Here is a 24,961-nt window from a genome sequence, read left to right as displayed (position 1 = left end):
TCGCATTACTCGTGATCTTGATAGAGTTTCTCTAGAATTTCTTTTGCGCCGTCGTTAAGGAGCTGGTTAGCAAGTTGCACGCCTAACGCTTCGGCATCTTTGCGACTACCTTGGATTTCACCGCGAACGATTTTGCTACCATCGGGTTCACCCACTAAAGCGCGTAGCCAGATGTTGTCGCCATCAATTAAAGAATAGCTGCCGATTGGAACCTGGCAGCCACCTTCAAGAGTTAGGTTCATTGCGCGCTCGCAGCGCACGCGATCTGCTGTTTCCGCATGATTTAAAGGCTCAAGCAGCTTGATAAGACGCTCATCATCGAGGCGGCACTCAATGCCAACTGCACCTTGACCAACGGCAGGTAGCGATTCTTCTGGCTCGATAAAGCTGCGAATGCGAGACTCAAGCTCTAAGCGCTTAAGACCTGCTGCGGCGAGAATTATGGCGTCGTACTCACCGTTGTCGAGTTTGCCTAGACGGGTGCCGACATTGCCTCGTAGCTCCTTGATGATGAGGTCTGGGCGCTGCTCCTTTAGCTGGCATTGTCTGCGCAAGCTACAGGTGCCCACGACAGCGCCTTGTGGTAGTTCGCTAATGCTCGCATAGGTATTAGAGACAAATGCGTCGCGCGGGTCTTCGCGCTCGCAGATAGTGACTAGACCAAGTCCCTCAGGAAAGTCGACGGGCACATCTTTCATCGAGTGAACCGCTAGGTCAGCACGACCCTCGAGCATCGCCACTTCGAGCTCTTTTACGAAAAGTCCTTTACCGCCAACCTTGGCAAGTGGGGTATCTAAAATGACATCACCTTTGGTTACCATTGTCACCAACTCAACCTCGAGTCCTGGGTGCGCAGCAATTAGGGCATCTTTTACATAGTGAGCCTGCCACAAAGCAAGTGGGCTTTTTCGGGTGGCAATTCGAATTGGCTGAGTCTGTGTCATATCGTTCTCGTAAACATCTAGGTGGTTTCAATAGCGTAATCGTACCATCGACTCTATGAAATGCTTAGTGATTTCCCAATACCCAAAGTGAGGGATAACTTCACCGATCACAAATATTATCAATACTGTGAGTTTAATCGCATTTGTTGTGGTAACTACTGTTAGAATTGTCCGCTATGATTTGGAAGGCTAAACCAAGTCCCGCATTAGTGGGTATGAGTTGTCGTAGTGCCGAGTATTGCTTTACCGCCTATAATAAAAATGTTACATTGATCACGTTTTGAACGCTCTTTTGTTTAAAACCTATGCAAAATAGCAGTTAGATTGAATCTAGGAATCACCCTTGCAGGCATACACTCAAACTCTCATCCAAAGGTTAGATACCCTTAACCAGCAGCGTATTGAGCGCGCGCTGGCGCTTATGGATCTCCAAGGACAGCGTGTATTCCAACTGATTCCAGCCCTTTTCCATTTCAATCACCCCATCATCCCTGGCTTCTATGAAGCAGAGAGCCCATGCGGTCTGTTTGGTTTTGAAGCGAATGCTCTACAGCAGCAGTTCCTTGATGACATCGCCTTAGCGCTTGGTCAACCACTCCCTGAGCCGACAGAGAATGACATCCTTGGTCTTTACACCATGGGGAGTACCTCATCGATTGGTCAAAGTACCTCGAGTGACTTGGATATCTGGGTGTGTATTTCACCTGAGATGTCGACCAAGTCTCGTGAGAAACTCAGCAATAAATGCTTATTGATCACCGACTGGGCCAAAGGGTTAGGGGTAGAAGCGAACTTCTTCTTGATGGATGAGGAGCGTTTTCGCAGCAACATCTCTGAGGAGATGACGGGCGACAACTGTGGCTCCTCACAACACCTGCTATTGCTTGATGAATTCTATCGCTCAGCCGTTAGGCTGGGTGGTCAGCGACTATTGTGGCAAATCGTTCCCCCTGAGATGGAGGAATGCTACGAGGATTATGTCGCTGAAATGTGCCAAAAAGGTCACATCAATTGCGATGAGTGGATCGACTTCGGTCGCTTAAATCGCATCCCAGCGGAAGAGTACTTTGGCTCTAGCCTATGGCAGCTCTATAAGAGTATCGACTCACCGTATAAATCGGTGTTAAAGGCGATCCTACTTGAGGCCTATTCTTGGGAATATCCGCATACGCAACTGCTAAGCATCGACACTAAGCGTCGCTTCTTTGCCCATGAGCCTGATCTCTACGGGATGGATGCCTACTACCTGATGCTCGAAAAGGTGACTCGATACCTTGAGCGTATCGGAGATTCCACGCGTCTCGACCTTGTTCGTCGCTGTTTCTATCTCAAAACACACGAGAAGCTTTCTCGTGAACCAGGCATTGGTTCTATGCCGTGGCGCCGTGAAGCGCTGTCGCACATGACGACAAAATGGAACTGGTCACTTGAGGTATTGCAAGAGCTAGACGATCGCCGTAACTGGAAGGTTGAGCAGGTGATGCGCGTTCACAACGACTTGCTTGATGCGCTCATGCTTAGCTATCGTAACCTTATCCAGTTTGCACGACGCAATGACATTACTTCTGCGATCAGCCCACAAGATATCAGTATCTTGGCGCGTAAGCTGTATGCGGCATTTGAGGTGTTGCCGGGTAAGGTTACTCTGCTCAATCCGCAGATCTCGCCTGACTTACACGAACCTGACCTTACCTTTATCGAGGTGCAGGAAGGTAAGAGTTATCAATCAGGCTGGTACCTGTACAAGCAGCCGTTGATCCCGCACCGAATCTTGGGTCAAGCACCACTCGAGCATAACGAGTACCTCAGTAAGCTCGTGGCATGGGCGTTTTTCAATGGCTTAATCACCGAGTCAACACGACTCAATTCTGTGGTGCGTGATGCTCATATTGATATCGACAAGTTCTATCAAATGGTGAGCGATCTACGAAACACCTTCTCACTGCGTAAGCGCCGCCCAAGTATGCAGGCGCTTGGTAGCCCTTGTGAGATAAGTCAGTTGGCGATGTTCATCAACTTTGAGAACGACCCAACCAAGGACTTGTCGGCAAAAGCCTCTAAAGTGGACCTCAAAAACGTTGATATCCTGAGTTTTGGTAGTGAAGGGCAAAGCCTCATCGGCTCTGTTGACCTGGTCTATCGCAACTCTTGGCATGAAGTGCGTACCCTTCATTTTGAAGGTGATACCGCTATGCTTGATGCGCTGAAAACGGTGTTGGGTAAGATGCACCAAGATGCGCTGCCGCCAGAGTCTGTCGACGTTTTCTGTTACAGCAAGAACCTTCGTGGTGTGCTGAGAAATACCGTCTACCAACTTCTCGCCGAGTGTATTGAATTGAGATTGAAGCCGATCGACCAAGAGAAGCGTCGTCGATTCAAAGCACTCAAAGTCGCGAATCAGATGTATGGCTTATTCTTTGAGCGTCGCGGCGTGTCAGTCCAAAAGCTTGAGAACTCGGTGGACTTCTATCGCAGCATCTCGACTAATAAGCTTCAAGGCTCGCCACTGCTCATGCTTGATCGCGAAGAAGAGTATCAGCTTCCAGAAGTGGTCGATGGGTTTGCGAGTGAGGGCTTGATTCAGTTCTTCTTTGAAGACACGGATAACGGCTTCAACATCTATGTGTTGGATGAGTCGAATCAGGTGGAGGTTTACCACCAGATGCGTGGCAGTAAAGATGAGATGATCGCGAGTGTGAACAGCTTCTACACCTCCCATGTGGATAATGGTGGAGAGGTGTCATCGAAACTGATTAACTTTAACCTTCCTCAGTACTACCAGTTAGTGCATGCCGAGGAGGGAGAACCTTACATCATTCCTTATCGTAATGATGGTGGCTCTCCAAACTCGAGAAATTCAAAAGCCGTTAATGCGTAATGACTATCGATTGGGGTTAGACCCAGTCGATAGATTCGCCAGCATGCTTTTCACACTCTTCTTTTACCATCGCCATCAGCTCAAGCTGAGTCTTTGAGCATGTCCATTTACCTTCAATCAATTTGAAGTGGAAACCACCTGATTTAGACGCTAGCCAAATCTCATGCATAGGCTCTTGGCGGTTAATGATGATTTGACTGCGGTCTTCAAATTCTAGCGTCATGACGTTGCCTGTCACTTCGTAATCGATATCTGCACCTGAATCGTCAATCGCCTCTTCGATGTTTTGCATCTGCTCATCGACTAATTGGTGAAATTCCGTGTCGTTCATTTTGTAATCCTATTGCTTTTCTAATTCGTGGTGCGATTATAGGGGGCATTGATTCAATAATCACGACATGCAAAATGAAAAAGACGATTACGGCAATTTTTATGCTCGTTGTGGTTGGACTTGTGGGATGCGGCCAAATGGGTCCACTTTATCTTCCTGCAGAAGAAGCGCCAGCAAACGAGCAAGCACAATAACCACCGCCATCGACACAGTGTAAAGGGATACAGGATTTGGATTATTTCAACTATCAGGACGATGGCCAGCTTTGGGCCGAGAATACGTCACTTACCGAACTAGCCGAGCAATACGGCACACCACTTTATGTTTATTCGCGCGCGACGCTAGAGCGTCACTGGAATGCGTTTGATAAATCTGTCGGCGATCATCCACACCTTGTGTGCTATGCGGTGAAAGCAAACTCGAACATCGGTGTACTTAATGCACTCGCACGTTTAGGCTCAGGCTTTGATATTGTCTCGGGCGGCGAGCTAGAGCGTGTGGTAGCCGCGGGCGGCGATCCAAGTAAAGTGGTTTTCTCTGGTGTTGGTAAAACGGCACAAGAGATGCGCCGCGCACTAGAGCTGGGTATTAAATGCTTTAACGTCGAGTCTGAACCAGAGCTTGAGCGTCTCAACCAAGTTGCGGGTGAAATGGGCGTGATTGCGCCAATTTCTCTGCGTATTAACCCAGATGTTGACGCCAACACGCACCCTTATATTTCAACCGGTCTTCGTGATAATAAATTCGGTATCGCATTCGACTGTGCCCCTGCAGTGTACAAGTTTGCACAAAGCCTAGACAACCTTGCGGTTCACGGTATTGATTGTCACATCGGCTCGCAGCTAACGGACATTGAACCTTTTATCGATGCAACCGATCGCTTGCTCGCGCTTATCGACCAACTGCGCGCTGACGGTGTGGATATTCGTCACCTTGATGTCGGCGGTGGTCTTGGTGTGGTTTATCGTGACGAACTGCCACCACAACCTTCGGATTATGCTAAAGCGCTACTGGCTCGCTTAGAGAACCATCCAGAGCTTGAGCTTATCTTTGAGCCGGGTCGTGCAATTGCCGCGAATGCTGGTGTGCTTCTGACCAAGGTTGAATTCCTAAAACACACTGAGCACAAAAATTTCGCGATTATCGACGCGGCAATGAACGATCTTATGCGTCCTGCGCTGTACCAAGCTTGGCAAGACATCATCCCAGTGGCACCTCGTGAAGGTGACGCGACGACATACGACTTGGTCGGTCCAATTTGTGAAACGGGTGACTTTATCGGTAAAGACCGTGCCTTGGTGCTAGAGCCAAATGATTTGCTGGCTGTGCGCTCAGCGGGTGCCTATGGCTTTGTTATGTCTTCAAACTACAACACTCGCCCGCGCGTGGCGGAAGTGATGGTGGATGGAGATAAGGCACACCTTGTTCGTAAGCGTGAAACACTTGAGAGTCTTTGGGAATTAGAAAGCATTTTGCCGGAGTAACTGAACCACTATGCACTTCCACTTTTCTAAAATGCACGGTCTGGGCAACGACTTTATGGTTGTTGATTGTATTACCCAGAACGTTTTCTTTTCGCCTGAGCTTATCCGCCGTTTAGCAGATAGGCATACTGGTGTTGGTTTTGACCAATTACTGATTGTTGAAGCTCCTTACGATCCAGAGACGGATTTTCATTACCGCATCTTCAATGCTGACGGTAGTGAGGTTGAGCAATGTGGTAACGGCGCGCGCTGCTTTGCTCGCTTTGTGCAGATGAAAGGGCTGACCAACAAGTACAGCATCAGTGTCAGTACCAAGAAAGGCAAAATGGTTCTTAAGTTGGAAGAGAACGATCTCGTGACGGTCAATATGGGCCAACCGGAGTTCGAGCCAAACAAGATCCCATTTAAGGCGAAGCAGAAAGAGAAGACCTATATTCTGCGTGCTGGTGACCATACCTTGTTCTGTGGGGCAGTGAGTATGGGCAATCCGCATGTAGTGACGGTTGTCGATGATACAGAAACCGCAGACGTGGACACATTAGGCCCTCTGTTAGAGTCGCACGAGCGCTTTCCAGAGCGCGTAAACGCGGGCTTTATGCAAGTGCTGAGTCGCGGTGAAGTTAACCTTCGTGTTTATGAGCGCGGCGCGGGCGAAACACAAGCGTGTGGAAGTGGTGCTTGTGGCGCGGTTGCAGTTGGCATTGTGCAAGGTCTATTAGATGAAACCGTAAAAGTGCATCTGCCAGGTGGTGACCTTAAAATCAGTTGGAAGGGGCCGGGTCATCCGCTCTATATGACTGGCGCGGCGGCTCACGTTTTCGATGGGCAGATTTCTTGTTAGCCAATAACCCATTATACTAATGGCGGGCCGTTCACTGGCCCGCCATTTTTTTATCTATTTGACAGGGATTAAAGGGAAGCATTTTGTCTGAGTTTGAAGCAAGCCACCTAACAGCAGAAGTGGTAGCCGAGTATCTTTCTGATCATCCAGATTTTTTTAAGGGTAGAGAATCACTAGTAGAATCCCTTTCCCTCCCGCACCAACAGCAAGGCGCCGTGTCCTTGGTTGGTATTCAGTTGCAGCGACAGCGCGAGCGTATTGAAGCGCTTGAAGAAGAGATCACCGCATTGATGTCTCTGGCTGCTCGCAACGATAAAACCTTCTATGAATTCATGTCGCTGCAAGAGAACCTCTTGAAGTGCCATGATCTACAAAGCGTCATATCCGCCATTAAGCAAACGGCAGCGGGTCTTAACCTGCGTGGCTACCTTAAGCTCATTGATAGCGATGACAGTGCCGATCCACTCTCACTTGAGAGTTGGCAGCGTTTCACCACTAACCATTTGAATGGCAAAGACGCTTATCTTGGTCGCCTGCGTCAGGCCGACCGTACTATGCTATTTACAGAGCAGCAGATCGCCGATGGTCACGTGCCAGAGCTCGGCTCATATGTGGTGCTGCCTCTTAAACGTAAGTTCGTGCAAGGATTGCTGATCTTCTCAAGTGAAGATGGTGGTCACTTCCAACCGGATATGGATACCCTGTTTTTACGCCATCTCGCGTTGGTGGTTTCCTATCTTTGTGAGCATCTCGATTGGCAGGTGCAAGAGGAAGACAATGTCAGACCAAGTCACGCCTAAAATCAACTTACCGAGTGGACTGCAAAAGCCACTCGATAAGTTCTACGAATACCTTCGCAGTGAGAAAGGGCTTAGCCTGCACACTCAACGCAACTATCGTCAGCAACTAGAAACCATGGCTCAGCACTTAAATGAGATGGGTGTAAAAGCCTGGACTCAAGTTGATGCTGGCTGGGTGAGGCAGCTGGCTGGCAAAGGCATGCGTGAAGGAATGAAAGCCAGCAGTATTGCCACGCGCTTATCTTCACTACGCAGCTTCTTTGACTTTCTTATCTTGAGAGGAGAGCTAACGGCGAACCCCGCGAAAGGCGTCAGTGCCCCGCGCAAGCAAAGGCCGCTCCCTAAGAATTTGGATGTTGATGAGGTTTCTCAGCTGCTGGAAGTGGATGAGACCGATCCATTGGCGATTCGCGATCGTGCCATGATGGAGATGATGTATGGTGCAGGTCTTCGCTTGGCGGAAATGGTCGGTATCGATGTTAAACACCTCAACCTATCGAGCGGAGAGATCCGTGTGATTGGTAAAGGTAACAAAGAGCGTAAGGTGCCGTTTTCGGGCTATGCGGCTGAGTGGGCGCAGAAATGGCTAAAGGTTCGTGGTGAGCTGGCTAAACCCGGTGAGCCAGCATTATTTGTTTCAAAGCTTGGTACCCGTATATCACACCGCAGCGTGCAGAAGCGCATGGCAGAGTGGGGACAGAAGCAATCATTGGCGAGCCACGTCAGTCCGCACAAACTGCGTCACTCTTTTGCGACGCACATGCTAGAGTCGAGCAACAACCTGCGTGCGGTTCAAGAGCTGCTGGGCCATGAGAATATCTCGACCACACAAATCTATACTCACCTTGATTTCCAACATCTTGCCCAAGCGTATGACCAAGCTCACCCAAGAGCACATAAGAAAGGTAAGCCTAAGCAACAAGAGGATTCCTGATGCGCTTTTATCGCAGTTTAGAACCGATCAAGGCGATGACCTTTGATCTCGACGATACGCTTTACGATAACTGGCCGATTATTCGCGAGGTCGAACAAAAAGCCACACAATGGCTACTACAAACCCATCCGATCAGTCAGCAGTGGGATAAAGCGCAGTGGCAGGCCTTTAAGTTTAAGCTGATAGAGCAAAATCCTATGCTGAAACACGACGTCACAGAGTGGCGTTATCAGCAAGTGAAGCAGGGTTTGGAGCATTTGGGTTACGATGATCCTAAAGCTACCGACGCTGCAAAAACCTTAATTCGTCATGTATTGGAGTGGCGTAGTGACTTCGATGTTCCACATGAAACACATCGGGTTTTAAGTAAGTTGAGTGCCGCAATGCCGTTGGTCGCGATCACTAATGGCAATGTGGATGTCGACAAGATCGGGTTGAGTCAATACTTTGCCTTAGTGCTTAAGGCGGGCCCTGATGGCAGAGCCAAGCCCTTTGCGGACATGTTTGATAAAGCCGCAGACTTTTTGGCCTTGCCGCGTCAGCACATTCTGCATGTCGGCGATCATGTGGTAACCGATGTTGAGGGAGCGAAGCGTAATGGCTTCAGTGCTTGTTGGTTTAACGATAAAGGATTCACGCCTCGTGACACACGCCGAATGAAAGTGCTGCCAGATGTCGAGATTAGCGACATCGAGCAGTTACTTGAGTTACGCGCTGAGCGATAGAGGCTAGCGTGTTAACGCATGTCCGCTGCGCTCTGCCTGAAAGCGCAGCAAGTAGTCTTCAAAGAAAGTGAGCATGGCATTGGCGTCATGTTCACTCCCGATCTCTCTAGTAATCTCGGCGCACACTTCAAAGGTGCAGAGATTGCCCGGCTCTTGGTTTCTTCTTAATTGGTATTGCGATAGCTCGGCGCTATCAAGGTGTACTTTGGGCAGCGATTGCAGCCAAGCGCTGCGGTTAAGCATCTTTTGGGCTTCTTGCCACGTCCCATCAAGCACAATGAAATTACTTTTCGCACCTTGCTGTTTCTGGTGCCATTTAGCAAGCGGCACACTTTCTTCACACGGAAATACCAGTACTGGACTATGAGGGCTAGTGTCAGGCAAGCAGCGTTCGCACGGCGACTTGCGTTGCCACTCAGTAATTGTGCAGTCATCAAATAATTTATCGATAAGCTTGCCAGTATTGGTGGCGCGTGGCGGCTCGTTAGGGTGAGTGAGTAGGGTAAAACAAAGATCAGAGGCGATCGTTGGGATCGCCTCACAGTAGCAGTTGTGGATAAAACCACAGCGTGGACACTTCTGGCTCATAGTTGGTTCTATTCGCCCTTATAAAGCACTAAACCACCGTTCGCGATTGGGTAGACGATATCGCCCACCTTCTCTTGCTTAGCGACCAGCTTATTGCCGTCTAGGGTGAAAATGCGTTGTGACACTAAATACTGCTGCTGGTGGCGCGTCATGATGACCTGGACTTGCTGATTGTTCAGTTGTTGCCAAAAGCCACGCTCTTCGGTTGCTGGAGAGTCATCTGGATACTCGTAGCGAGTGATAGCGGTGTGGTCAGGAAGCAGCGTCATCGAGATGGTAAAGCCCGCGGTCTCTGTGGATTGTGCCACATAACTGCCAGCCCAGTTTAGTGTCGTATCCGAGTTCGAAAGCGTGGCACAGCCTTGTCGAGTCTGACCGTTCATGGTCAGCACACCTGTCCAGCCATAAATAGAGTCGCTCATGGTGTCATTACAAAGCTTGCTACTCATCTGAAGGTTCGCATCATCAAACTCATAGCGGCGGGTGGTCTGAGTCACTTTACGATCTTTGAGTGTGAGCGACTGTTTATCTTCGCCCATTATCGCAAAGCTCGCTTGCTTGGCGCTGTCAAACTTGAGAGACCAGAAAGGTTCATTGCCAAGTACCTGTGTTGGTCGCAGCGGTTGATCGCAGCGCTTGGGGTTTTCGGCGGTTAGCAGGTTAACGTGTTTCACCACAAAGCGGCCAGTGTAATCAGAATCAAACCCACGATGGCTCGGCGGCTCTAGATAGCCAACCACTTCCGCATATATTGGCTGATAAGGCTCACGAGTGAGCTTTTCTGCCTCAGGACGAACCTCTTTAGGCAAATCTAGCCAATACTGATGTTGACTACCACACGGCTGAATGGTGCGGGTCTCGTGTCCAATGACAGCTTGGCCGCGCATGACATAAGTTTGTGGTGTGATAGTTTCTGGACGTGATAGCTCCGCAGAAGGTACTGGAGGCGCGCTTGGCGGCGTCTCTGTATTGAAAGACGAACATGCTTGAAGCAATATGAGCGGAACAACCGCGAGCGGTAGGCGCGACATTGTCATTAAATTTTCCTTATTTAGAACGATCACAGGTATCTAAACCATTATGGCATATTGGCTATTTAAAACAGAACCCGATGAGTTTTCCATCGACACTCTGCGTGTCAAAGGGAGCTCATGCTGGGAAGGGATCCGCAATTATCAAGCACGAAACATGATTCGAGATGAGATGAAGCTTGGCGACTTAGTGCTGATCTATCACTCATCGTGCAAAACCATAGGGGTTGCCGGTATCGCTCGTATTACTAGAGAGGCGTATCCCGATCATTTCCAGTTTGATATCAATAGTGACTATTACGATGCCAAAGCTGAACCCGATAACCCACGTTGGTTAATGGTAGACATTGAATATGTTGAAAAGTTTAAGCGTGTGTTGCCGTTAAGTGTGCTCAAAACCATGCCTGAACTGGAAAACATGCTGCTAGTGAAGCGTGGTAATCGCTTGTCGGTCATGCCAGTGTCAGAGAGCGAATGGTCTGCGATTTTGGGTCGAGTGGCGCGCTAAACAAGCGACTGGCCACCAACGACATAAAACAAAACTCCCACGCCCAATAGCTAGGATATGCGCTATATAGGGGTGAGCATGGGAGTTTGATTGTTGATATTCGGCTTACAGCAGATGCTTTTTCAAAAATTCAGCGACAGCATCGTCGGCGTTGCTGCCAATAACGGTGTTGTTTGGTAGGGCTTTTTTCACTTTGTCGTGAGCGTTTTCCATCACATAACCGTGTCCTGCCATCGTCAGCATTTCAACATCGTTCATGCCATCACCAAAGGCGATGCAGTTCTCAAGACCTAAGCCAAGCTTCTCGGCGACCGCTTTTAGCGCATCACCTTTAGAGACTTCTTTCGCCATCACTTCTAGGCACCAAGGCGTCGAGAAGGCGATATTCAGAGCGTCACCAAACTTAGCTCTCAATGCATCCTCAAATTCTACTAAGTGTTCGTGGTCTTGCTTTGGATGGGTAATGAAGATCTTGGCGATACCATCTGTTGGCGCATTGTTGGCGTCAAATAGGTGATAGCTAAATCCTGTTTCGGTGTGGAACTTACGCAGATACTCATCTTCTTGGTTAAGCAGCCATGTATCGTCTTGGTACATGTGAACAAACAGCTCACTGTCGGTGTTGAGCACATCAACGATCGGTTGTACTAGGTCTTCAGGAACGTTCTGGCTGTATAGCAGTTCATCCTGCTGGTCATGAACTCTCGCGCCGTTCGACGTAATCATATAGGCAGGAATACCCACAGATTGACGAATGCCTGCGACGTCCACATGGTGACGACCGGTTGCGAAAATGAAAGTGTAACCCTTAGCGTGCAGTTCCTTTAACGTTTGCTTGGTGTTAGCACTCAGTAGGTGGTCTGGAGCCAGTAAGGTGCCGTCTAAATCAGAAGCGACAATGTTGATGGAATCTCGATTAAGGGTCATAACTTTCTCTTCGTGTCGAACGTGGAGGGGAGTCGCCAAAGGGGCAACCTAATAGGGATATTGTAGGGGATATTAAACCAGAAAAAGAGGGTAAATGGGTGACAGAAATATTTCCTCATTTACCTTCTTTGTTACGTGTTATTGCTTTGAAAAGAAATGGCTTACGGCATCGAGTGCTTGATTTCGGTAGGCATCTTTTTCAAACAAAACTTCATGTTTTGCGCCCTCGACCGTCACCATCTTGGCGTGTTGATTGGTACGTGAGAGCTTGCTAACAAAGCGCTGCTGATCTTGGTTACTCACAATCTGGTCTGCGCCAGCTTGCACCAGAAGTAGCGGTATCTTTACCTGCCTAGTTTGCTGGATACACTGCTTGGCAGCCATTAAGCCTTGCCATACCCACCGAGTGCTTGGTCCGCCAATCTTTAACTCCGGCATCCTTTCGTACAGGTCTCTAAACCAGTGGTAGCGGACCTCGCTTGAGGAGAGCGGGTTGATCTCAAAGGGCTTGGCCACATAGCCTTGATACCCAGGGGCATAGGTTGGCACCGGGTAGATGGCTGTCATAATCTGCGCCACAAATGGAGCGATTGGCTTTAAATACCATGGCACATTGACGCCGTACATAGGCGCACTGAGCGCAATCTTATCGAAGTTGTGAGCAGGACGAGTTTGAATATAGCGAGTCGCAATATTTCCGCCCATAGAGTGAGCAAGGACATGGCGCTGCTGATAGCGGCTTAAGTCAAAACTCTTTAATACAAGGTCCATGTCATCGAGGTAGTCATCGAACTCATGGACGTGGCCCATCTCAGGGTTGGGGGCCAGGTGGCTTGATAGGCCTTGGCCTCTGTGGTCAAACGAATAGATGTCGTAACCTTGTTGGAAGAAGTCGTAGAACAGCTCTTGGTATTTCCATGCAGATTCAATACGTCCATTGACCACGATGAGGGCTTTTTGATGATTCTCGTGCGTTAATTTGCACCAGTATAATTGGGTACCATCCTTTGCTTTTAGCTTCCCTTCCTGTCGATTCTCCCATAATTGAGCAATGTGAGTGTTTATTACTTGCTCAAACTCTGGCTCTTGAGTATAAGAGATGTCAGTAGCATTTATCGTGTGCATACATGGGCCTGCTTCAATTTTTATGTATAATGCGCTGTTTTTTAGACACTTTTGTGTCAGTTTACAGGGTTATCATTCCACGGAACGTCTTATTCAGTTAAGAGTAAACCAGTGGTGAGGAATTACAATGGATTATCATGTTTGGTTCGCTTATGTGGTTACAGCGATCGTATTTAGCTTGGCGCCGGGTTCGGGTACCGTTAACTCGATCAGTAACGGTCTAAGTTACGGAACACGTAAATCTCTAGCTGCCATTGCTGGACTGCAAATTGGTTTGGCAATCCACATTATGCTGGTGGGGGCCGGAATCGGTGCTTTAGTAGCAAAATCAGCACTGGCGTTTAGCATTATCAAGTGGGTAGGTGTGGTTTACCTAATTTGGCTTGGTATTCAAAAGTGGCGTGATACCTCATCCGTAAAGGCTAGCTCTGAACATGAAAGCCGTACCGCAGGTCAACTGCTGCGCAGTGCTGTGTTGATTAATCTGACCAATCCTAAGTCGATCGTCTTCCTCGTCGCACTGTTTCCTCAATTTATCGACCCTGCTGGCGACCAAGTTCAGCAGCTCATGATTCTCGGTATCACGACAGTAACGATAGACTCTATCGTTATGCTCGGTTATACGTCGCTGGCTTCACAGATGGGGCGTTATATTCGCTCTGATCGTGTTATGGGGCGTATTAATAAGTTGTTTGGCTCTATGTTTGTAGGATGTGGCGCTTTGCTTGCCGCCGCGAAATCGTAAGGCCGCGTTTTGGATATGTACGCCACCTACGTAGCTCGTCAGCCCATATTTAATGCCCGTCGGCACACCTTGGGTTACGAGTTGCTGTTCCGTGACGGAGAACGGAACGCCTTTCCGGCTCACGTAGAAGCGAATCGCGCCACCTACCGGTTGATCGCAGAAAACTTCTTATCATTGGGTATCAACCCAGCGCTCTCTAGTTCGCGTTGCTTTATCAATTTCCCTCAGCAGAGCTTGATTCGCAGGCTGCCACTCATATTACCCAAAGAGAGTGTGGTGATTGAGATCCTTGAAACCTGTGAACCAAACGATGAGCTATATGATGCAGTCAAAGAGTTAGCGCGTAGTGGCTACATCATTGCCCTTGATGACTTCGTCTATACCGACGCGTGGGAGCGCTTCTTACCGTTTGTACAGATCGTTAAGCTAGACATCATGTCGATGGGCGTCGAGCAGGCATGTGAGTTTGTTCAGCGTCAAAAAGCCAAGGGCAGTCCAAGGCATTACCTTGCTGAGCGTGTTGAGACAGAGCAAGAGTTCCTCTTGACCAAGCAAGCTGGGTTTAAGTTCTTTCAAGGCTTTTTCTTTAGCAAGCCCGTCATGGAAAAGCAGGTTTATATCAGTGCTGAGCAGCTGGTGGCGATGGAGCTGTTTCAGCAGGTGTGTATGCCTGAAGTGGACTTTGACAAGATTGAGCAGATCGTTGCTAAAGACGTTACGCTCTCTTATAAGCTGCTCCAGTTTGTCAATACCATGAATCCACGCCTCGAGTCTGAAATCTCCTCATTTAGACAAGCTTTGGTGTATCTAGGGCAAGAGAAACTCAAACTGTTTGTGTCGCTGACCGTTGCGTCGTTCATTTCGAGCAGTAAGCCCAAAGCACTCTACGAGCTCTCATTGCAACGTGCTCAATTTTGCCGATTGATGACCAAATACCCGCCGTTTAGAGATTACAAAGATCAGGCATTTATGATCGGCTTATTCTCGATTCTGGATGCTTTGATGGATCTCTCCCTAGACCAATTGATTACTCAACTGCCACTATGCGAAGAGATCAAACGTGCGCTGCTAGAGAGGCAAGGTCCGTATGGACGATTGCTGTCGATGGGAGAGTGTTTCGAATCCGCCGACTGGCAAGGGCTTGAGAAGCATCGAGCTCAACTTGGGGTATCACAAAATCAAGTGTTCTCAGCGCTGGCCGATGCCCAGCGCTGGAGTCAGAAGGTTCAGGCGTTAAGTTAGTTATCGCCTGACGGGGTGCTTTTCGGTAAGACGGTCAGCATGTTTTGATACGCCATTTTGTTGGCGACATGTTTAGGCAGTGCAGACAGTACCGGGTCCCATACCGCGAGCGCTCCTTGCTGATACTGAAACTGACCCACGACATCACTACCGATCATAAACCGCTCTGGATACGCCTCAATCAATGATAGCCAACGGCTGTCGACTCGACCTTGGGGCGCGATGACCTCAATGAGACTCCAAGACGCCAAGATGTACAGGTTGTCATGCTCACTTAAAAGGTCGGCCACGGTTTGATAGAGGAATCGCATCTTGATGGTTCGAGTGAGTGTGGTCGTGGTACCCGCATGAGCCCAGAGAAAGCGGGTGTCGGGGTGGTTACTGAGTGCCTCTTCAAGCTCTTGTAGATAAAGCGGGTTATCCTCGCGCTGTGAGGTGATATTGGTGTGCAGCAGTACGGGAAGGTCGTGCTTAGCGGCTAAGTCATAGACTTTGGCAAGTGCTGGGTGGTTTGCTCTAGGTTTCTCATCGGCGGTGAGTGCGGTTAGATGGTCATGACGAGTGATCACCTCCCCAATACCTTTCCAAAACCCAGGACGAAATGTTAGCTCGCGTTCGATGTGCTCGGCGGCATTCATGTCTGTGGTGTTAAACCCACTAAGAAACGGGTGCAGCCTAGCTTGGCTTGGCTTCGGTAGTGATTCTACCTCGCGCGCAATGAGCTCATCGGTAAATGAATAATAGTAGACCGGGGTGTCATCACCATATACAAAGCGCGGTGCCTTAGGTGCGCTCGCATCCCACTTTTTCATCACAGGCAACCCCATGACGTATGAGTGGTCGATACTCAATGCATCCATATTATCAATCAGCGCCTGTGCACCGTCACCACGTTGGAAATAGTCGACCAGGTGTATTTCTGCATCATTGACTCGACCCTGATAAGCAGAGCTACAGCCAGAGGTAAGCAGCGCGATACACGTGAAAACGGCTTTTAGTTTCACGTTAGAATAGAAACTCATGATTAACATCCATGTGATTGAGCTAAGCGTTACGCTACCACGACTGATAAGCGACGTAAATCTATGGGATTTAACGATTTAGCGCAAAATGTAGGAACTTATCACCCTGATAAGTCAGTACGCCTTTATCGCCAGGATTGAGGTGATGATAGTAGTGGACCCCAATCTGGAACTCTCTTTTGGGGCCAAACGCGCCTTTTTGAATGTAGATCCAGTATTCGTCTTCTTGTGTCGGGTCTTCGGTGGCAACAACCTGCTTATCAAGAATGGTGACAGAGGCTTTTCGCTCTGGTGCATCAATACCAAGTGTGTGTTTTCTTTGAATGAAAACAAAAAGATAGCCAGCAATAACGATCAGTACAATGACAGCAATAATCAGAGAGATAGGCATACAAACCCCATTCATTTCAGTACGCTGGAACTAAGATCGCACAAAACCAGCAGAAAATAAGCTGTCATCGTTGGTTTAGCCAAGATTTTTAGGCTCATATCACACAAAAGCGGGCTGAATTAGGTTTAAATCTTTACTTGAATTTACCTTACAATTGTCGAATTCTTAATACAGATGGTTAACAATGGAGTGAACCAAAGTTTTGGACATTAGCCAGCACACCTTTTTTTCACAGTTCGCTGGTGGTTGGAGGGATGCATATGTCTGATATTGAACGTGTTGTTTTACGAACGAGGCGCTTAGAGAAGTTGCTTAGGCAGCAATATCGCGCCGATGGTAAGGGCTTACATCAACTTGTGACTAGCTGTGAAGAACGACTACCGCATGATGTGATTAGCAAATTGAGATACATCGCGACGATTCGCAACAAGATCGTTCATGAAGAAGATTTTGAGTTGGATGACAAATCAGGATTTCTTCGTGCCTGTGATGAGTGTGAACAAGAGTTAACGCCTAGAAGCAGTCGCTTTATTTGGCGCACCGCCATGTGGTTGATGGCACTGATCACCTTGCTTGCAATGGGCTTCTACTACGTGCACTGGGAGAAGGTGCTACACATCATCTCTAAATGAGACTGTTTACCTCTAATAGCAAAAGGGACGCATTAAGCGTCCCTTTTTTGATCTTGTAGATTAAAGTCTACTCATCGCTATTAGTAAAGCATCGGCAGTGTCATTAGCCCTACCACTACGGCTATCATCACTAGACCTTGCTTCTGAGAAGATGAAATCATAACACTGCTCCTATTATTAATTCTGTCGTTGGATATAAGAATAGCACCTGTTTTGGCTTTTAGGCAAGGATATTGTCAAAAAAACTCCATTTTTATAAGTTTTCCACCCTAAATATGATCTTTATGCCACAAAGAAACAGTGTATTTAATCTGGGTTAATTTTGTCCGCACGTCATTTTGTGACGCAGATTTAAATTAAGTGCATGTTATTTAAGAATAAATTTGTGATTACATAGTGCTCGTTATATCTGGTGTTTGTTTTGGGGGCTTGGTGTCAGCCTGAGGTGAATGTCTAGTTAAGCATTGTTTTTGGTGTCTAAATAAGAGGGCGCTGTATTGATAGATGAGAAAGTAGGGCTGATTTTCTTATGAGGTGATAGGAAAACCGTAACTTTTATTAAGTTATTAGAAAGTTAACGGACAAGCTCCGTCAGAGTGTATTAGGTTTTAATTCTTATAAAACAGTTGCTTGAGTTAAGGCTTCTGAGTTGGGAATGTTGGTTTACGTTAGCGTTAATGATCCATCTTAGAAAAAAGTCACTTACGTCATAGCAAAGAAAGGAAAACGTTTGCTTTGTAATTCTTATGTTTGAGTGACAAAAGGGACGTACTCACACTGAATCTTGGCCTGTCAAAGGCAAACTTTTTTAGTTTAAGACAAGTCCAACTTTTGAACCTTGCCACTGGACAGTCACCATCAGCTTCTTACACTGGGTCCGAAAATAAGAATTAGGTGTGTGTATGTGGAGTTGGCTAGCTGTAGCCCTATCGTGTTTGCTGTTTATTTTTGCTGGTGAGAAAGGCGACAAAGCCCGAATGGTGGTGTTTAGTGGACTAACACACATTCTTTTGGCAGTCATACTCATCAAGACGGGCATGTTCGAGCCTTACCAAATGTGGATATTGGTAGGGTTAGCGCTATTTACTATCAGCGACGGGGTGGTGCAGTGGCGACGTTTTACCAAACTTAGTTTTTTTGGATATATAGCGGCGCAACTCGCTTATAGCTGGGCTATGTGGGGGCAAGTGAACAGTGAGTTTGTGCTTTGGCTGCCTGCATTGCTGTTCTGCATTGCTATCGTCACCTTCTTATTACTATTACCTAGGCTCGATTCATTCCTTATGCCCGTTGCCTTGATGGGTTTATCACTGGTTCATCTTATGTGTGCCGCAGGCGAGGCGTGGCTAATTACCCGTTCGTTTGAGGCTATGATTGGGTTTGCGGGGGCGGCGTGTCTTGCACTGTCTGCATTGTTGCTAGCACTGGATAAGTACCATTTCCAATCCAAACGCGCCAGTTATGCTGTGTCGGGAAGCTACTACCTTGCGCATAGCCTTATTGTGGCTTCGGCGCTGTCGAGCTCAACTCAAATGATATAGCGTCGCTTTGGCTTGCGTCAGATCATGATGCGCCACGCTAAGATTGGCTAGCATAGTAGCACGCTATTTAGTGAGGTAATCTTCATGACAACATCTATCCATGCCCACAAAGTTCTTAACCTGCTGCGTGAGCAACCAATGAGCCGTGAGCAGTTAGAGCAAACCGTTCTTGATCAGTTTGGCGCGGATGCTACTTTCCGTACATGTAGCCGAGAAGGCTTTGATCTTGAGGCTTTGCTAGCGTTCTTTATCGAAAAGCAGAAAGTGATTGAGAATGAGGGTCTGTGGACGCTAAACATCGAGCGAGTCTGTTCTCACTAATTAAGAATTAGCCTGCTATACTCCACTGCAAATTCTTAGATAGCAGGCTGTAATCCATGGATATTCTTTCAGCGGCGACCATGTTATTCCTTATCATGGACCCGCTCGGCAACCTTCCCATCATACTCTCGATACTTAAACACCTCGACCCAGAGCGACGTAGAAAGGTATTGGTCCGTGAATTGTGCTTTGCTTTGCTCATTCTGCTTCTGTTCCTTTTTGCAGGCAAAGGCATACTAAGCTTCTTACACGTTGAGCCAGAGACACTAAGTATATCCGGCGGTATTATCCTATTTATCATAGCGATACGCATGATTTTCCCACAGGCTGGCAGTGTGACGGGTTTAGCCGCGGGGGAAGAGCCCTTTATTGTACCTATGGCGATCCCAATGATTGCGGGTCCCTCTGTCATCGCATCGGTTTTATTGCTTTCGACTCAAAACCCGGACAGCTTGGTTGAGCTGTCTGCTGCGGTTTTGATTGCTTGGGGGGCGACCTTCTTTATTCTCATGTTCTATAACTTCTTCCATAAAATGCTGGGTGAGAGAGGTCTTAAGGCCGTCGAGCGATTGATGGGCTTGTTGCTGGTTATGATTTCAACCCAGATGTTCCTGAATGGGGTGAAGAGTTACCTAGGTTAAATACCTCAGGTGACGGCTCAAAAAAGAAAAGAGCCGCTATTGCGGCTCTTTTTCTAAACATTACTTTTTATCGCTGTTTTCAGCAGTTTGGTCTTCTGGCTCTGGAGCAGGCCCCATCATGTGTTTTTGACGGATATCCAGCAGGGCAAAAATACCAAACGCAAGTATCGAGTATTTCTCCCATGTGCCCAGTTTCAACTTGTCGCCAAAGGCACCAAGAAAGATTGCCATTTGAACGCCGTGCATCAAGAACAAGAACGCGGTCATGATATAGAGAGCGATGGCACCTTTGCCTGGAAATGGATGGAAGATATTCAGTATTAAGACAAACCAAACAAACCCGAAGGCGATTTTTGCTAGCATGAGTAGCGCTTTCATTGTGATTCCCTCTCAAATAATCGGTAGCTAACCTGACCCGCCGTCTTTTCTTTTAGTAAGTCCCAGTGCTCTGGAATGGCGTCAAGTTGCAGTTCTTTCTCCGTTTCTATATAGATTAACGCATTGTCTGCAAGCCAACCATTATTCTCTAAACGGTCGATGACATCCGGCAGTAATCCCTTTCTAAACGGAGGATCGATGAAGACTAAGTCTTGTGGCTCGCCAGCTTGTGATAAAAAGCTGAGCGCGTCGCCATGATGAGCTTTGATATTGTCCGCTTTGACCAGCGCAATGTTACTAACGATCTGCTTATAGGCTTTGTCATTAAGCTCAATCATAGTGACATGGTCGGCTTGCCTTGATGCGGCTTCAAACCCTAAACCGCCAGAGCCCGCAAACAGGTCCAGTACTTTGGTATGGGGAACATCTTGTGCCAGCCAGTTAAATACCGTCTCTTTAACGCGGTCTGTCGTTGGTCTTAAACCCTCCGCATCATGTACAGGGAGCTTGCGACCACGCCAAAGTCCGCTAATGATGCGAACGCTACCCATCTGAGACGATGGTTTTTGTGATGGAGTTTGCTTGCGACGTCTAACCATAGATTTTTTGACCGCCAATAAAGTGATACTATAACGGGCTCATTAACGAGCTTAAATTAATAAGTGACGAAGTGTACCAATCTCTGAGAAAAGTTTTCACTGCTTTGTCACAAATATTTTTTGCACCGCCAGACGTTAACCTATAACGTCTAGGCTACGACGAATTTAAGACATTTGAAAAGACAGTATTCAGGATAGTTTCAGATGACAGAAAAGAAAAAACGCGGACTTCTCTCTTGGCTCGGCTTTGGCGACGAAGATCAAACAGAGCAAAAACAGCAAGACACTGCCGCGGAGACTCAATCCGAACCGCTAGAAGCAGAAGCATCGACTGATGCTGAGCAGCAACAAGCTGAACAGGTTGAAGCGAGTGTTGAACAACAAGACGACGCAGAACCAACCGCTACTGAGCCCGCAGAGCAAGTAGTCGTTGCGGCTGACGAAACCGAAGATACTGAAAAAGCAGAAGCAGAAGCAGAAGCAGAAGCAGAAGCAGAAGCCCCAGTTGTTGCTCGAGTTCAGGAGCAAGAAAAACCAACAGAGAGCTTTTTTGCGCGCTTGAAACGCAGTCTGAGCCGTACCAAAGCCAATATCGGTGCTGGTTTCTTTGGTCTGTTTAAAGGCAAAGAGATCGATGACGAGCTGTTTGAAGAGCTAGAAGAGCAGCTACTCATTGCTGACGTGGGCATGAACACCACAGTAAAAATTATTGATAATCTTACAGAAAAAGCGTCTCGTGCCGATTTAAAAGATGGCGAAGCGCTGTATGGTCTTCTTAAAGATGAGATGGCTGACATCCTTAGTCATGTTGAAAAGCCATTAGAAGTCGATACCACTAAGACTCCGTTCGTTATCCTAATGGTGGGTGTGAACGGTGTGGGTAAAACCACGACGATTGGTAAGCTTGCTAAGCAGTTCCAAGCGGAAGGCAAGAAAGTCATGCTAGCGGCGGGCGATACCTTCCGTGCAGCGGCGGTTGAGCAGTTGCAGGTTTGGGGAGAGCGTAACGATGTCCCAGTGATTGCTCAGCATACTGGAGCGGACAGCGCATCGGTGATTTACGACGCTATTGAAGCGGCGAAAGCGCGTGGTGTGGACGTCGTTATCGCGGATACCGCGGGTCGTCTGCAGAATAAAGCGAACCTGATGGAAGAGCTGCGCAAGATTGTGCGTGTAATGAAGAAGATTGATGATTCTGCACCACACGAAATCATGCTGACGCTTGATGCCGGTACCGGCCAAAACGCGATTAGCCAAGCTAAGCTGTTTAGTGATGTAGCACCGCTGACAGGTATTACGTTAACTAAGCTTGATGGTACCGCAAAAGGCGGGGTGATTTTTGCGCTGGCGGATCAGTTCCAAATCCCAATCCGCTATATTGGTGTTGGTGAAGGCATTGATGATTTAAGGCCGTTTGAGACCAAAGAATTTATCGACGCACTGTTTAGTCGAGAAGAATAAATTAAGGGGATGCATGGCATCCCCTTTCTGACCTAAGACATCCAAATCAGAGGAATGATTCGGTGATCAAATTTGAGCAAGTGAGTAAAGCCTACCGAGGTGGGCGACAAGCGCTGCAAAAAGTCGATTTTCACTTAAAGCGTGGTGAGATGGCATTTTTGGGAGGTCACTCCGGCGCAGGGAAAAGTACCTTACTAAAGCTTATCTGTGCGATTGAACGACCAACCGATGGTCGCATTCTATTTAATGACCACGATATCAGCAGACTACCTTCGAAAGATATTCCGTTCTTGCGCCGTAATATTGGCATTGTTTTCCAAGATCACCGCTTGCTGATGGATCGCACTGTATTTGATAACGTTGCGCTGCCGATGCGTATCGAGTCTATCTCGGAGAATGAAATCAAGCGCCGCGTTTCAGCTGCGCTAGATAAAACTGGGCTGCTCGATAAGATGAAGTGTTTGCCAAGTCAGCTCTCTGGTGGTGAACAGCAGCGTGTCGGCATCGCCCGCGCTGTCGTCAATCGCCCGACAATGTTGCTTGCGGATGAGCCAACGGGTAACCTAGACCCTGAGCTTTCGAACAAAGTGTTGAAGTTATTCGAAGAGTTTAACCGTGCTGGCGTGTCTATCCTGTTAGCGACGCATGACATACATCTCGTACGCTCTCGCCCTCAATACCGTTACCTAGAGCTTAATCAAGGCTTTTTAAGTGAGGTGAGCGATGGTGTTTAAGCGTAATAAAAAGCCGGCTAAGCATCGTCTCAAGTCCGATGGCTTCTTTACTGTGCACTGGCGACAGGCTAAATCGTCACTGGTAGAAATGTGGCAGCGTCCGTTGGGCAATATTCTTACGCTAGCGGTTATCTCTATGGCGCTCACCATGCCCGCATGTTTGTACCTACTAGGCAAGAACGTGGCGGCAGTGACGTCGAATGTGGCCAGCCAGTCTCAAGTGACCGCATTTATCGATGTTGGGGTGCCGGATGCACGCGTTTTAGTGCTGAAAGATGATATCGAGAGTTGGGACACTGTGAGTGAGGTTGAATACATCACGCCGCAGCAAGGTTTGGCGGACTTGAGTCAGCACTCAGGTCTCGATCAAGCCTTAAGCTTACTGGATGGCTACGCATTGCCAGGTGTATTGGTGATCATTCCCAGTGATACCAGCGTAGAGACAGATCGAGAATTGGTGTCTAAGCTTCGCACCCGTAGCGACATTACCGATGTGCGCCGCGATGAAGATTGGCTAGGGCGCTTTGATGCGATCAAGAACCTGGCATCGACCTTGGTGATCAGCTTGTCTGCTTTAATGTTAGTGTCGGTGTTTCTCATTGTCGGTAATACGTTGCGCTTTAATGTACTAGCGAATAAAGAAGCCATCCAGACCATGAAACTGATAGGCGCGACGGATGCCTACATCCTTAGACCGTATCTTTACTCAGGAATGTGGTTTGGATTGATTGGAGCGGTCGTCGCGTGGCTGCTTACCGCGTTGCTGACGATTATTATCAACAGCACAGTCACCGATTTGGCCATGCTTTACGACAGTGATTATCGATTGCTTGGACTTGGCTGGGATGAAACCTTACTGATTCTAATGCTGGGTTTGTTCCTGGGCACTGGCGCGGCGAGAATCTCTGCAAAGCGTCATTTAAAAGAAATTGAACCGGTTTAAGCGAAAAGGGTCTTAAATAGTGGCATAAACATCGTTGGTCGACCTGAGCGAATAATCGTTCAACGTTTCAATAACATAGTGAGATTTAGCTCTCATTAATGGTGTGTTTACCTATTAATGAGTTAAATTTAATCGGTAATAACACTTGTTTAGACCTATTGATTATGCATAATTACTAACCCCTTCTTGAAACTGTCATGGTTTAGGTCCAGTATTGTCAGGTTAAGAAGGTGTTGACCCTACTCGAGATAGATGAGGAAGTGAATGGCAAACCAAGCGTATCCAATGGCTTTAGTAACACAAGATAGCTTAGACAGCTATATCCGCTCAGTGAACAGCTACCCTATGCTGACCGCTGATGAGGAGCGTGAACTAGCAGAAAGATTACACTACGATGGTGAAATAGAGGCAGCGAAAGGGCTGATCTTATCGCACCTTCGCTTTGTTGTTCATGTTGCTCGTGGCTACTCCGGTTATGGTCTACCTATGGCTGACTTGGTTCAAGAAGGCAACATAGGTCTGATGAAAGCAGTGAAACGTTTTAACCCTGAAGTGGGTGTAAGACTGGTTTCATTTGCAGTGCATTGGATTAAAGCAGAGATCCACGAGTACGTGCTGCGTAACTGGCGTATCGTTAAGATCGCGACCACCAAAGCTCAGCGTAAGCTGTTTTTCAACTTACGTAAGTCGAAGAAGCGCTTAGGTTGGTTTAACAATGGCGAAGTTGAAACGGTAGCGAAAGAGCTCGGTGTTGAACCATCAGAGGTTCGTGAAATGGAATCTCGTCTTGCTGCGCAAGATTCAACGTTCGAGATGCCAAGCGACGATGATGACTCAGGTACAACCTACACCGCGCCTGCTCTGTATCTAGAAGATAAGAGTTCAGATTTGGCTGAAGACTACGAAGCTCAAAACTGGGAAGCTCACACCAACAATCGTCTAAGCCACGCATTAGCGACGCTTGATGATCGCAGCCAACACATCGTTCGTTCACGTTGGTTGGATGACAACAAGTCAACCTTGCAAGATCTCGCCGATAATTACGGCGTGTCTGCAGAGCGTATCCGTCAGCTAGAAAAGAATGCGATGAAGAAGCTGAAAGCGGCAGTGGGTGAGTTTTAAACCCAACACATCGCGAAGCAAATTTTCAAAAGCCGAGGTCAATTGACCTCGGCTTTTTTGATCTCGGCAATGC

At 47.8% G+C, this 24,961-nt stretch carries 28 protein-coding genes; 18 read left to right on the top strand and 10 right to left on the bottom strand.

What is annotated here, in order from left to right:
* Positions 1-5: 5 nt before the first annotated feature.
* Positions 6-944, bottom strand: a complete 939-nt coding sequence (gene hemC, locus J4N45_RS18145) for a hydroxymethylbilane synthase (protein WP_252012929.1) — start codon at positions 942-944, stop codon at positions 6-8.
* A 343-nt stretch (positions 945-1,287) separates the two neighbouring features.
* Here hemC and J4N45_RS18140 point away from each other — a divergent pair, with 343 nt between their 5' ends.
* Positions 1,288-3,822 carry a class I adenylate cyclase gene (locus J4N45_RS18140; RefSeq protein ID WP_252012928.1) on the top strand — a complete coding sequence of 845 codons (2,535 nt, stop codon included), beginning with the start codon at positions 1,288-1,290 and terminating at the stop codon, positions 3,820-3,822.
* A 16-nt stretch (positions 3,823-3,838) separates the two neighbouring features.
* On the opposite strand, the gene cyaY is transcribed toward J4N45_RS18140, so the two are convergent.
* On the bottom strand, positions 3,839-4,153 hold the full coding sequence (gene cyaY / locus J4N45_RS18135) for an iron donor protein CyaY (protein ID WP_128650156.1): 315 nt from the start codon (positions 4,151-4,153) through the stop codon (positions 3,839-3,841).
* A 74-nt stretch (positions 4,154-4,227) separates the two neighbouring features.
* Here cyaY and lptM point away from each other — a divergent pair, with 74 nt between their 5' ends.
* The 6 genes from lptM (at position 4,228) to yigB (ending at position 8,937) form a co-directional block, all read left to right on the top strand.
* A complete protein-coding gene (lptM, locus tag J4N45_RS27355; protein ID WP_503055545.1) occupies positions 4,228-4,347 on the top strand; it encodes an LPS translocon maturation chaperone LptM in 120 nt (39 codons plus the stop codon).
* 36 nt (positions 4,348-4,383) lie between these two features.
* Positions 4,384-5,637 (top strand): diaminopimelate decarboxylase, encoded by a 1,254-nt coding sequence (gene lysA / locus J4N45_RS18125; protein WP_252012927.1) that lies wholly within the window; start codon positions 4,384-4,386, stop codon positions 5,635-5,637.
* 10 nt (positions 5,638-5,647) lie between these two features.
* A complete protein-coding gene (gene dapF, locus J4N45_RS18120; RefSeq protein ID WP_042478753.1) occupies positions 5,648-6,478 on the top strand; it encodes a diaminopimelate epimerase in 831 nt (276 codons plus the stop codon).
* Positions 6,479-6,561: 83 nt separating this feature from the next.
* Positions 6,562-7,278: a DUF484 family protein gene (locus J4N45_RS18115; RefSeq protein ID WP_252012926.1), complete on the top strand. Its 717-nt coding sequence runs from the start codon at positions 6,562-6,564 to the stop codon at positions 7,276-7,278.
* Positions 7,256-8,212 carry a tyrosine recombinase XerC gene (xerC, locus tag J4N45_RS18110; RefSeq protein ID WP_252012925.1) on the top strand — a complete coding sequence of 319 codons (957 nt, stop codon included), beginning with the start codon at positions 7,256-7,258 and terminating at the stop codon, positions 8,210-8,212. The genes J4N45_RS18115 and xerC overlap by 23 nt, the downstream gene beginning before the upstream one ends.
* Complete coding sequence (gene yigB, locus J4N45_RS18105; RefSeq protein ID WP_252012924.1) at positions 8,212-8,937, top strand: 5-amino-6-(5-phospho-D-ribitylamino)uracil phosphatase YigB; 726 nt, start codon at positions 8,212-8,214, stop codon at positions 8,935-8,937. The genes xerC and yigB overlap by 1 nt, the downstream gene beginning before the upstream one ends.
* A 3-nt stretch (positions 8,938-8,940) precedes the next feature.
* On the opposite strand, the gene J4N45_RS18100 is transcribed toward yigB, so the two are convergent.
* The gene (locus tag J4N45_RS18100) at positions 8,941-9,525 is read right to left on the bottom strand and encodes a tRNA-uridine aminocarboxypropyltransferase (RefSeq protein ID WP_252012923.1); all 585 of its coding nucleotides are present in this window, start codon (positions 9,523-9,525) and stop codon (positions 8,941-8,943) included.
* 8 nt (positions 9,526-9,533) lie between these two features.
* On the bottom strand, positions 9,534-10,562 hold the full coding sequence (locus J4N45_RS18095; RefSeq protein WP_252012922.1) for a COG3650 family protein: 1,029 nt from the start codon (positions 10,560-10,562) through the stop codon (positions 9,534-9,536).
* Between the two features lie 43 nt (positions 10,563-10,605).
* On the opposite strand from J4N45_RS18095, the gene J4N45_RS18090 reads away from it, so the two are divergent.
* Positions 10,606-11,064: an EVE domain-containing protein gene (locus J4N45_RS18090; RefSeq protein WP_252012921.1), complete on the top strand. Its 459-nt coding sequence runs from the start codon at positions 10,606-10,608 to the stop codon at positions 11,062-11,064.
* 105 nt (positions 11,065-11,169) lie between these two features.
* Here the strand turns inward: J4N45_RS18090 and J4N45_RS18085 are convergent, their stop codons facing one another.
* Both J4N45_RS18085 and J4N45_RS18080 read right to left on the bottom strand, forming a co-directional pair.
* Positions 11,170-11,991 (bottom strand): Cof-type HAD-IIB family hydrolase, encoded by an 822-nt coding sequence (locus J4N45_RS18085; protein WP_042478765.1) that lies wholly within the window; start codon positions 11,989-11,991, stop codon positions 11,170-11,172.
* A 138-nt stretch (positions 11,992-12,129) separates the two neighbouring features.
* Entirely contained in the window at positions 12,130-13,116 is a 987-nt protein-coding gene (locus J4N45_RS18080; protein ID WP_252012920.1) for an alpha/beta fold hydrolase, read from the bottom strand.
* Between the two features lie 127 nt (positions 13,117-13,243).
* Between J4N45_RS18080 and rhtB the strand changes: the two genes are divergently transcribed.
* Both rhtB and J4N45_RS18070 read left to right on the top strand, forming a co-directional pair.
* Positions 13,244-13,861, top strand: a complete 618-nt coding sequence (gene rhtB, locus J4N45_RS18075; RefSeq protein WP_234494944.1) for a homoserine/homoserine lactone efflux protein — start codon at positions 13,244-13,246, stop codon at positions 13,859-13,861.
* Between the two features lie 15 nt (positions 13,862-13,876).
* Positions 13,877-15,103: an EAL and HDOD domain-containing protein gene (locus tag J4N45_RS18070; RefSeq protein WP_252014717.1), complete on the top strand. Its 1,227-nt coding sequence runs from the start codon at positions 13,877-13,879 to the stop codon at positions 15,101-15,103.
* On the opposite strand, the gene J4N45_RS18065 is transcribed toward J4N45_RS18070, so the two are convergent.
* On the bottom strand, positions 15,100-16,125 hold the full coding sequence (locus J4N45_RS18065) for an amidohydrolase family protein (protein WP_252012919.1): 1,026 nt from the start codon (positions 16,123-16,125) through the stop codon (positions 15,100-15,102). The two genes, J4N45_RS18070 and J4N45_RS18065, sit on opposite strands and share 4 nt — an antisense overlap.
* 70 nt (positions 16,126-16,195) lie before the next feature.
* The gene (locus tag J4N45_RS18060; RefSeq protein WP_252012918.1) at positions 16,196-16,516 is read right to left on the bottom strand and encodes a DUF2500 domain-containing protein; all 321 of its coding nucleotides are present in this window, start codon (positions 16,514-16,516) and stop codon (positions 16,196-16,198) included.
* 260 nt (positions 16,517-16,776) lie between these two features.
* Here J4N45_RS18060 and J4N45_RS18055 point away from each other — a divergent pair, with 260 nt between their 5' ends.
* The 4 genes from J4N45_RS18055 to J4N45_RS18040 all read left to right on the top strand — a co-directional run bounded on the left by J4N45_RS18055 (position 16,777) and on the right by J4N45_RS18040 (position 19,651).
* Positions 16,777-17,148 (top strand): hypothetical protein, encoded by a 372-nt coding sequence (locus J4N45_RS18055; protein WP_042478771.1) that lies wholly within the window; start codon positions 16,777-16,779, stop codon positions 17,146-17,148.
* Between the two features lie 902 nt (positions 17,149-18,050).
* On the top strand, positions 18,051-18,689 hold the full coding sequence (locus J4N45_RS18050; RefSeq protein WP_252012917.1) for a lysoplasmalogenase family protein: 639 nt from the start codon (positions 18,051-18,053) through the stop codon (positions 18,687-18,689).
* An 84-nt stretch (positions 18,690-18,773) separates the two neighbouring features.
* Positions 18,774-19,010 carry a YecH family metal-binding protein gene (locus J4N45_RS18045; protein WP_042478773.1) on the top strand — a complete coding sequence of 79 codons (237 nt, stop codon included), beginning with the start codon at positions 18,774-18,776 and terminating at the stop codon, positions 19,008-19,010.
* Between the two features lie 56 nt (positions 19,011-19,066).
* Complete coding sequence (locus J4N45_RS18040; RefSeq protein WP_128649876.1) at positions 19,067-19,651, top strand: YhgN family NAAT transporter; 585 nt, start codon at positions 19,067-19,069, stop codon at positions 19,649-19,651.
* Positions 19,652-19,711: 60 nt separating this feature from the next.
* Here the strand turns inward: J4N45_RS18040 and J4N45_RS18035 are convergent, their stop codons facing one another.
* Both J4N45_RS18035 and rsmD read right to left on the bottom strand, forming a co-directional pair.
* Entirely contained in the window at positions 19,712-20,029 is a 318-nt protein-coding gene (locus J4N45_RS18035) for a DUF1145 domain-containing protein (RefSeq protein WP_234494948.1), read from the bottom strand.
* Entirely contained in the window at positions 20,026-20,628 is a 603-nt protein-coding gene (rsmD, locus tag J4N45_RS18030) for a 16S rRNA (guanine(966)-N(2))-methyltransferase RsmD (RefSeq protein ID WP_252012916.1), read from the bottom strand. Before rsmD ends, J4N45_RS18035 begins: the two co-directional genes overlap by 4 nt.
* A 204-nt stretch (positions 20,629-20,832) precedes the next feature.
* Here rsmD and ftsY point away from each other — a divergent pair, with 204 nt between their 5' ends.
* The 4 genes from ftsY to rpoH all read left to right on the top strand — a co-directional run bounded on the left by ftsY (position 20,833) and on the right by rpoH (position 24,888).
* A complete protein-coding gene (gene ftsY, locus J4N45_RS18025; RefSeq protein WP_252012915.1) occupies positions 20,833-22,089 on the top strand; it encodes a signal recognition particle-docking protein FtsY in 1,257 nt (418 codons plus the stop codon).
* Between the two features lie 62 nt (positions 22,090-22,151).
* Positions 22,152-22,823 (top strand): cell division ATP-binding protein FtsE, encoded by a 672-nt coding sequence (gene ftsE, locus J4N45_RS18020; protein ID WP_042478777.1) that lies wholly within the window; start codon positions 22,152-22,154, stop codon positions 22,821-22,823.
* Positions 22,813-23,766, top strand: coding sequence for a permease-like cell division protein FtsX (gene ftsX / locus J4N45_RS18015; RefSeq protein ID WP_252012914.1), 954 nt, complete (start codon positions 22,813-22,815; stop codon positions 23,764-23,766). Before ftsE ends, ftsX begins: the two co-directional genes overlap by 11 nt.
* Positions 23,767-24,030: 264 nt before the next feature.
* Positions 24,031-24,888 (top strand): RNA polymerase sigma factor RpoH, encoded by an 858-nt coding sequence (gene rpoH / locus J4N45_RS18010; RefSeq protein ID WP_234494951.1) that lies wholly within the window; start codon positions 24,031-24,033, stop codon positions 24,886-24,888.
* Positions 24,889-24,961: the final 73 nt, after the last annotated feature.

Origin of the sequence: Vibrio sp. SCSIO 43140 (assembly GCF_023716585.1) — a bacterium.
GTDB lineage: Bacteria > Pseudomonadota > Gammaproteobacteria > Enterobacterales > Vibrionaceae > Vibrio > Vibrio maritimus_B.
The sequence above is the reverse complement of the archived record's forward strand: the minus strand, read 5'-3'. Positions and strand labels throughout refer to the sequence as shown.

What these genes read in the sequence shown, in the direction of transcription:
- cyaY (WP_128650156.1), bottom strand. Translation starts at nt 4,153, where the DNA reads ATGAACGACACGGAATTTCACCAATTAGTCGATGAGCAGATGCAAAAC.
- lptM (WP_503055545.1), top strand. Translation starts at nt 4,228, where the DNA reads ATGAAAAAGACGATTACGGCAATTTTTATGCTCGTTGTGGTTGGACTT.
- xerC (WP_252012925.1), top strand. Translation starts at nt 7,256, where the DNA reads ATGTCAGACCAAGTCACGCCTAAAATCAACTTACCGAGTGGACTGCAA.
- J4N45_RS18070 (WP_252014717.1), top strand. Translation starts at nt 13,877, where the DNA reads ATGTACGCCACCTACGTAGCTCGTCAGCCCATATTTAATGCCCGTCGG.
- hemC (WP_252012929.1), bottom strand. Translation starts at nt 944, where the DNA reads ATGACACAGACTCAGCCAATTCGAATTGCCACCCGAAAAAGCCCACTT.
- ftsX (WP_252012914.1), top strand. Translation starts at nt 22,813, where the DNA reads ATGGTGTTTAAGCGTAATAAAAAGCCGGCTAAGCATCGTCTCAAGTCC.
- J4N45_RS18060 (WP_252012918.1), bottom strand. Translation starts at nt 16,516, where the DNA reads ATGCCTATCTCTCTGATTATTGCTGTCATTGTACTGATCGTTATTGCT.
- J4N45_RS18090 (WP_252012921.1), top strand. Translation starts at nt 10,606, where the DNA reads ATGGCATATTGGCTATTTAAAACAGAACCCGATGAGTTTTCCATCGAC.
- J4N45_RS18035 (WP_234494948.1), bottom strand. Translation starts at nt 20,029, where the DNA reads ATGAAAGCGCTACTCATGCTAGCAAAAATCGCCTTCGGGTTTGTTTGG.
- yigB (WP_252012924.1), top strand. Translation starts at nt 8,212, where the DNA reads ATGCGCTTTTATCGCAGTTTAGAACCGATCAAGGCGATGACCTTTGAT.
- J4N45_RS18050 (WP_252012917.1), top strand. Translation starts at nt 18,051, where the DNA reads ATGTGGAGTTGGCTAGCTGTAGCCCTATCGTGTTTGCTGTTTATTTTT.
- rhtB (WP_234494944.1), top strand. Translation starts at nt 13,244, where the DNA reads ATGGATTATCATGTTTGGTTCGCTTATGTGGTTACAGCGATCGTATTT.
- J4N45_RS18085 (WP_042478765.1), bottom strand. Translation starts at nt 11,991, where the DNA reads ATGACCCTTAATCGAGATTCCATCAACATTGTCGCTTCTGATTTAGAC.
- J4N45_RS18080 (WP_252012920.1), bottom strand. Translation starts at nt 13,116, where the DNA reads ATGCACACGATAAATGCTACTGACATCTCTTATACTCAAGAGCCAGAG.
- J4N45_RS18065 (WP_252012919.1), bottom strand. Translation starts at nt 16,125, where the DNA reads ATGAGTTTCTATTCTAACGTGAAACTAAAAGCCGTTTTCACGTGTATC.
- J4N45_RS18040 (WP_128649876.1), top strand. Translation starts at nt 19,067, where the DNA reads ATGGATATTCTTTCAGCGGCGACCATGTTATTCCTTATCATGGACCCG.
- J4N45_RS18055 (WP_042478771.1), top strand. Translation starts at nt 16,777, where the DNA reads ATGTCTGATATTGAACGTGTTGTTTTACGAACGAGGCGCTTAGAGAAG.
- J4N45_RS18095 (WP_252012922.1), bottom strand. Translation starts at nt 10,562, where the DNA reads ATGACAATGTCGCGCCTACCGCTCGCGGTTGTTCCGCTCATATTGCTT.
- J4N45_RS18100 (WP_252012923.1), bottom strand. Translation starts at nt 9,525, where the DNA reads ATGAGCCAGAAGTGTCCACGCTGTGGTTTTATCCACAACTGCTACTGT.
- ftsY (WP_252012915.1), top strand. Translation starts at nt 20,833, where the DNA reads ATGACAGAAAAGAAAAAACGCGGACTTCTCTCTTGGCTCGGCTTTGGC.
- rsmD (WP_252012916.1), bottom strand. Translation starts at nt 20,628, where the DNA reads ATGGTTAGACGTCGCAAGCAAACTCCATCACAAAAACCATCGTCTCAG.
- J4N45_RS18045 (WP_042478773.1), top strand. Translation starts at nt 18,774, where the DNA reads ATGACAACATCTATCCATGCCCACAAAGTTCTTAACCTGCTGCGTGAG.
- rpoH (WP_234494951.1), top strand. Translation starts at nt 24,031, where the DNA reads ATGGCAAACCAAGCGTATCCAATGGCTTTAGTAACACAAGATAGCTTA.
- dapF (WP_042478753.1), top strand. Translation starts at nt 5,648, where the DNA reads ATGCACTTCCACTTTTCTAAAATGCACGGTCTGGGCAACGACTTTATG.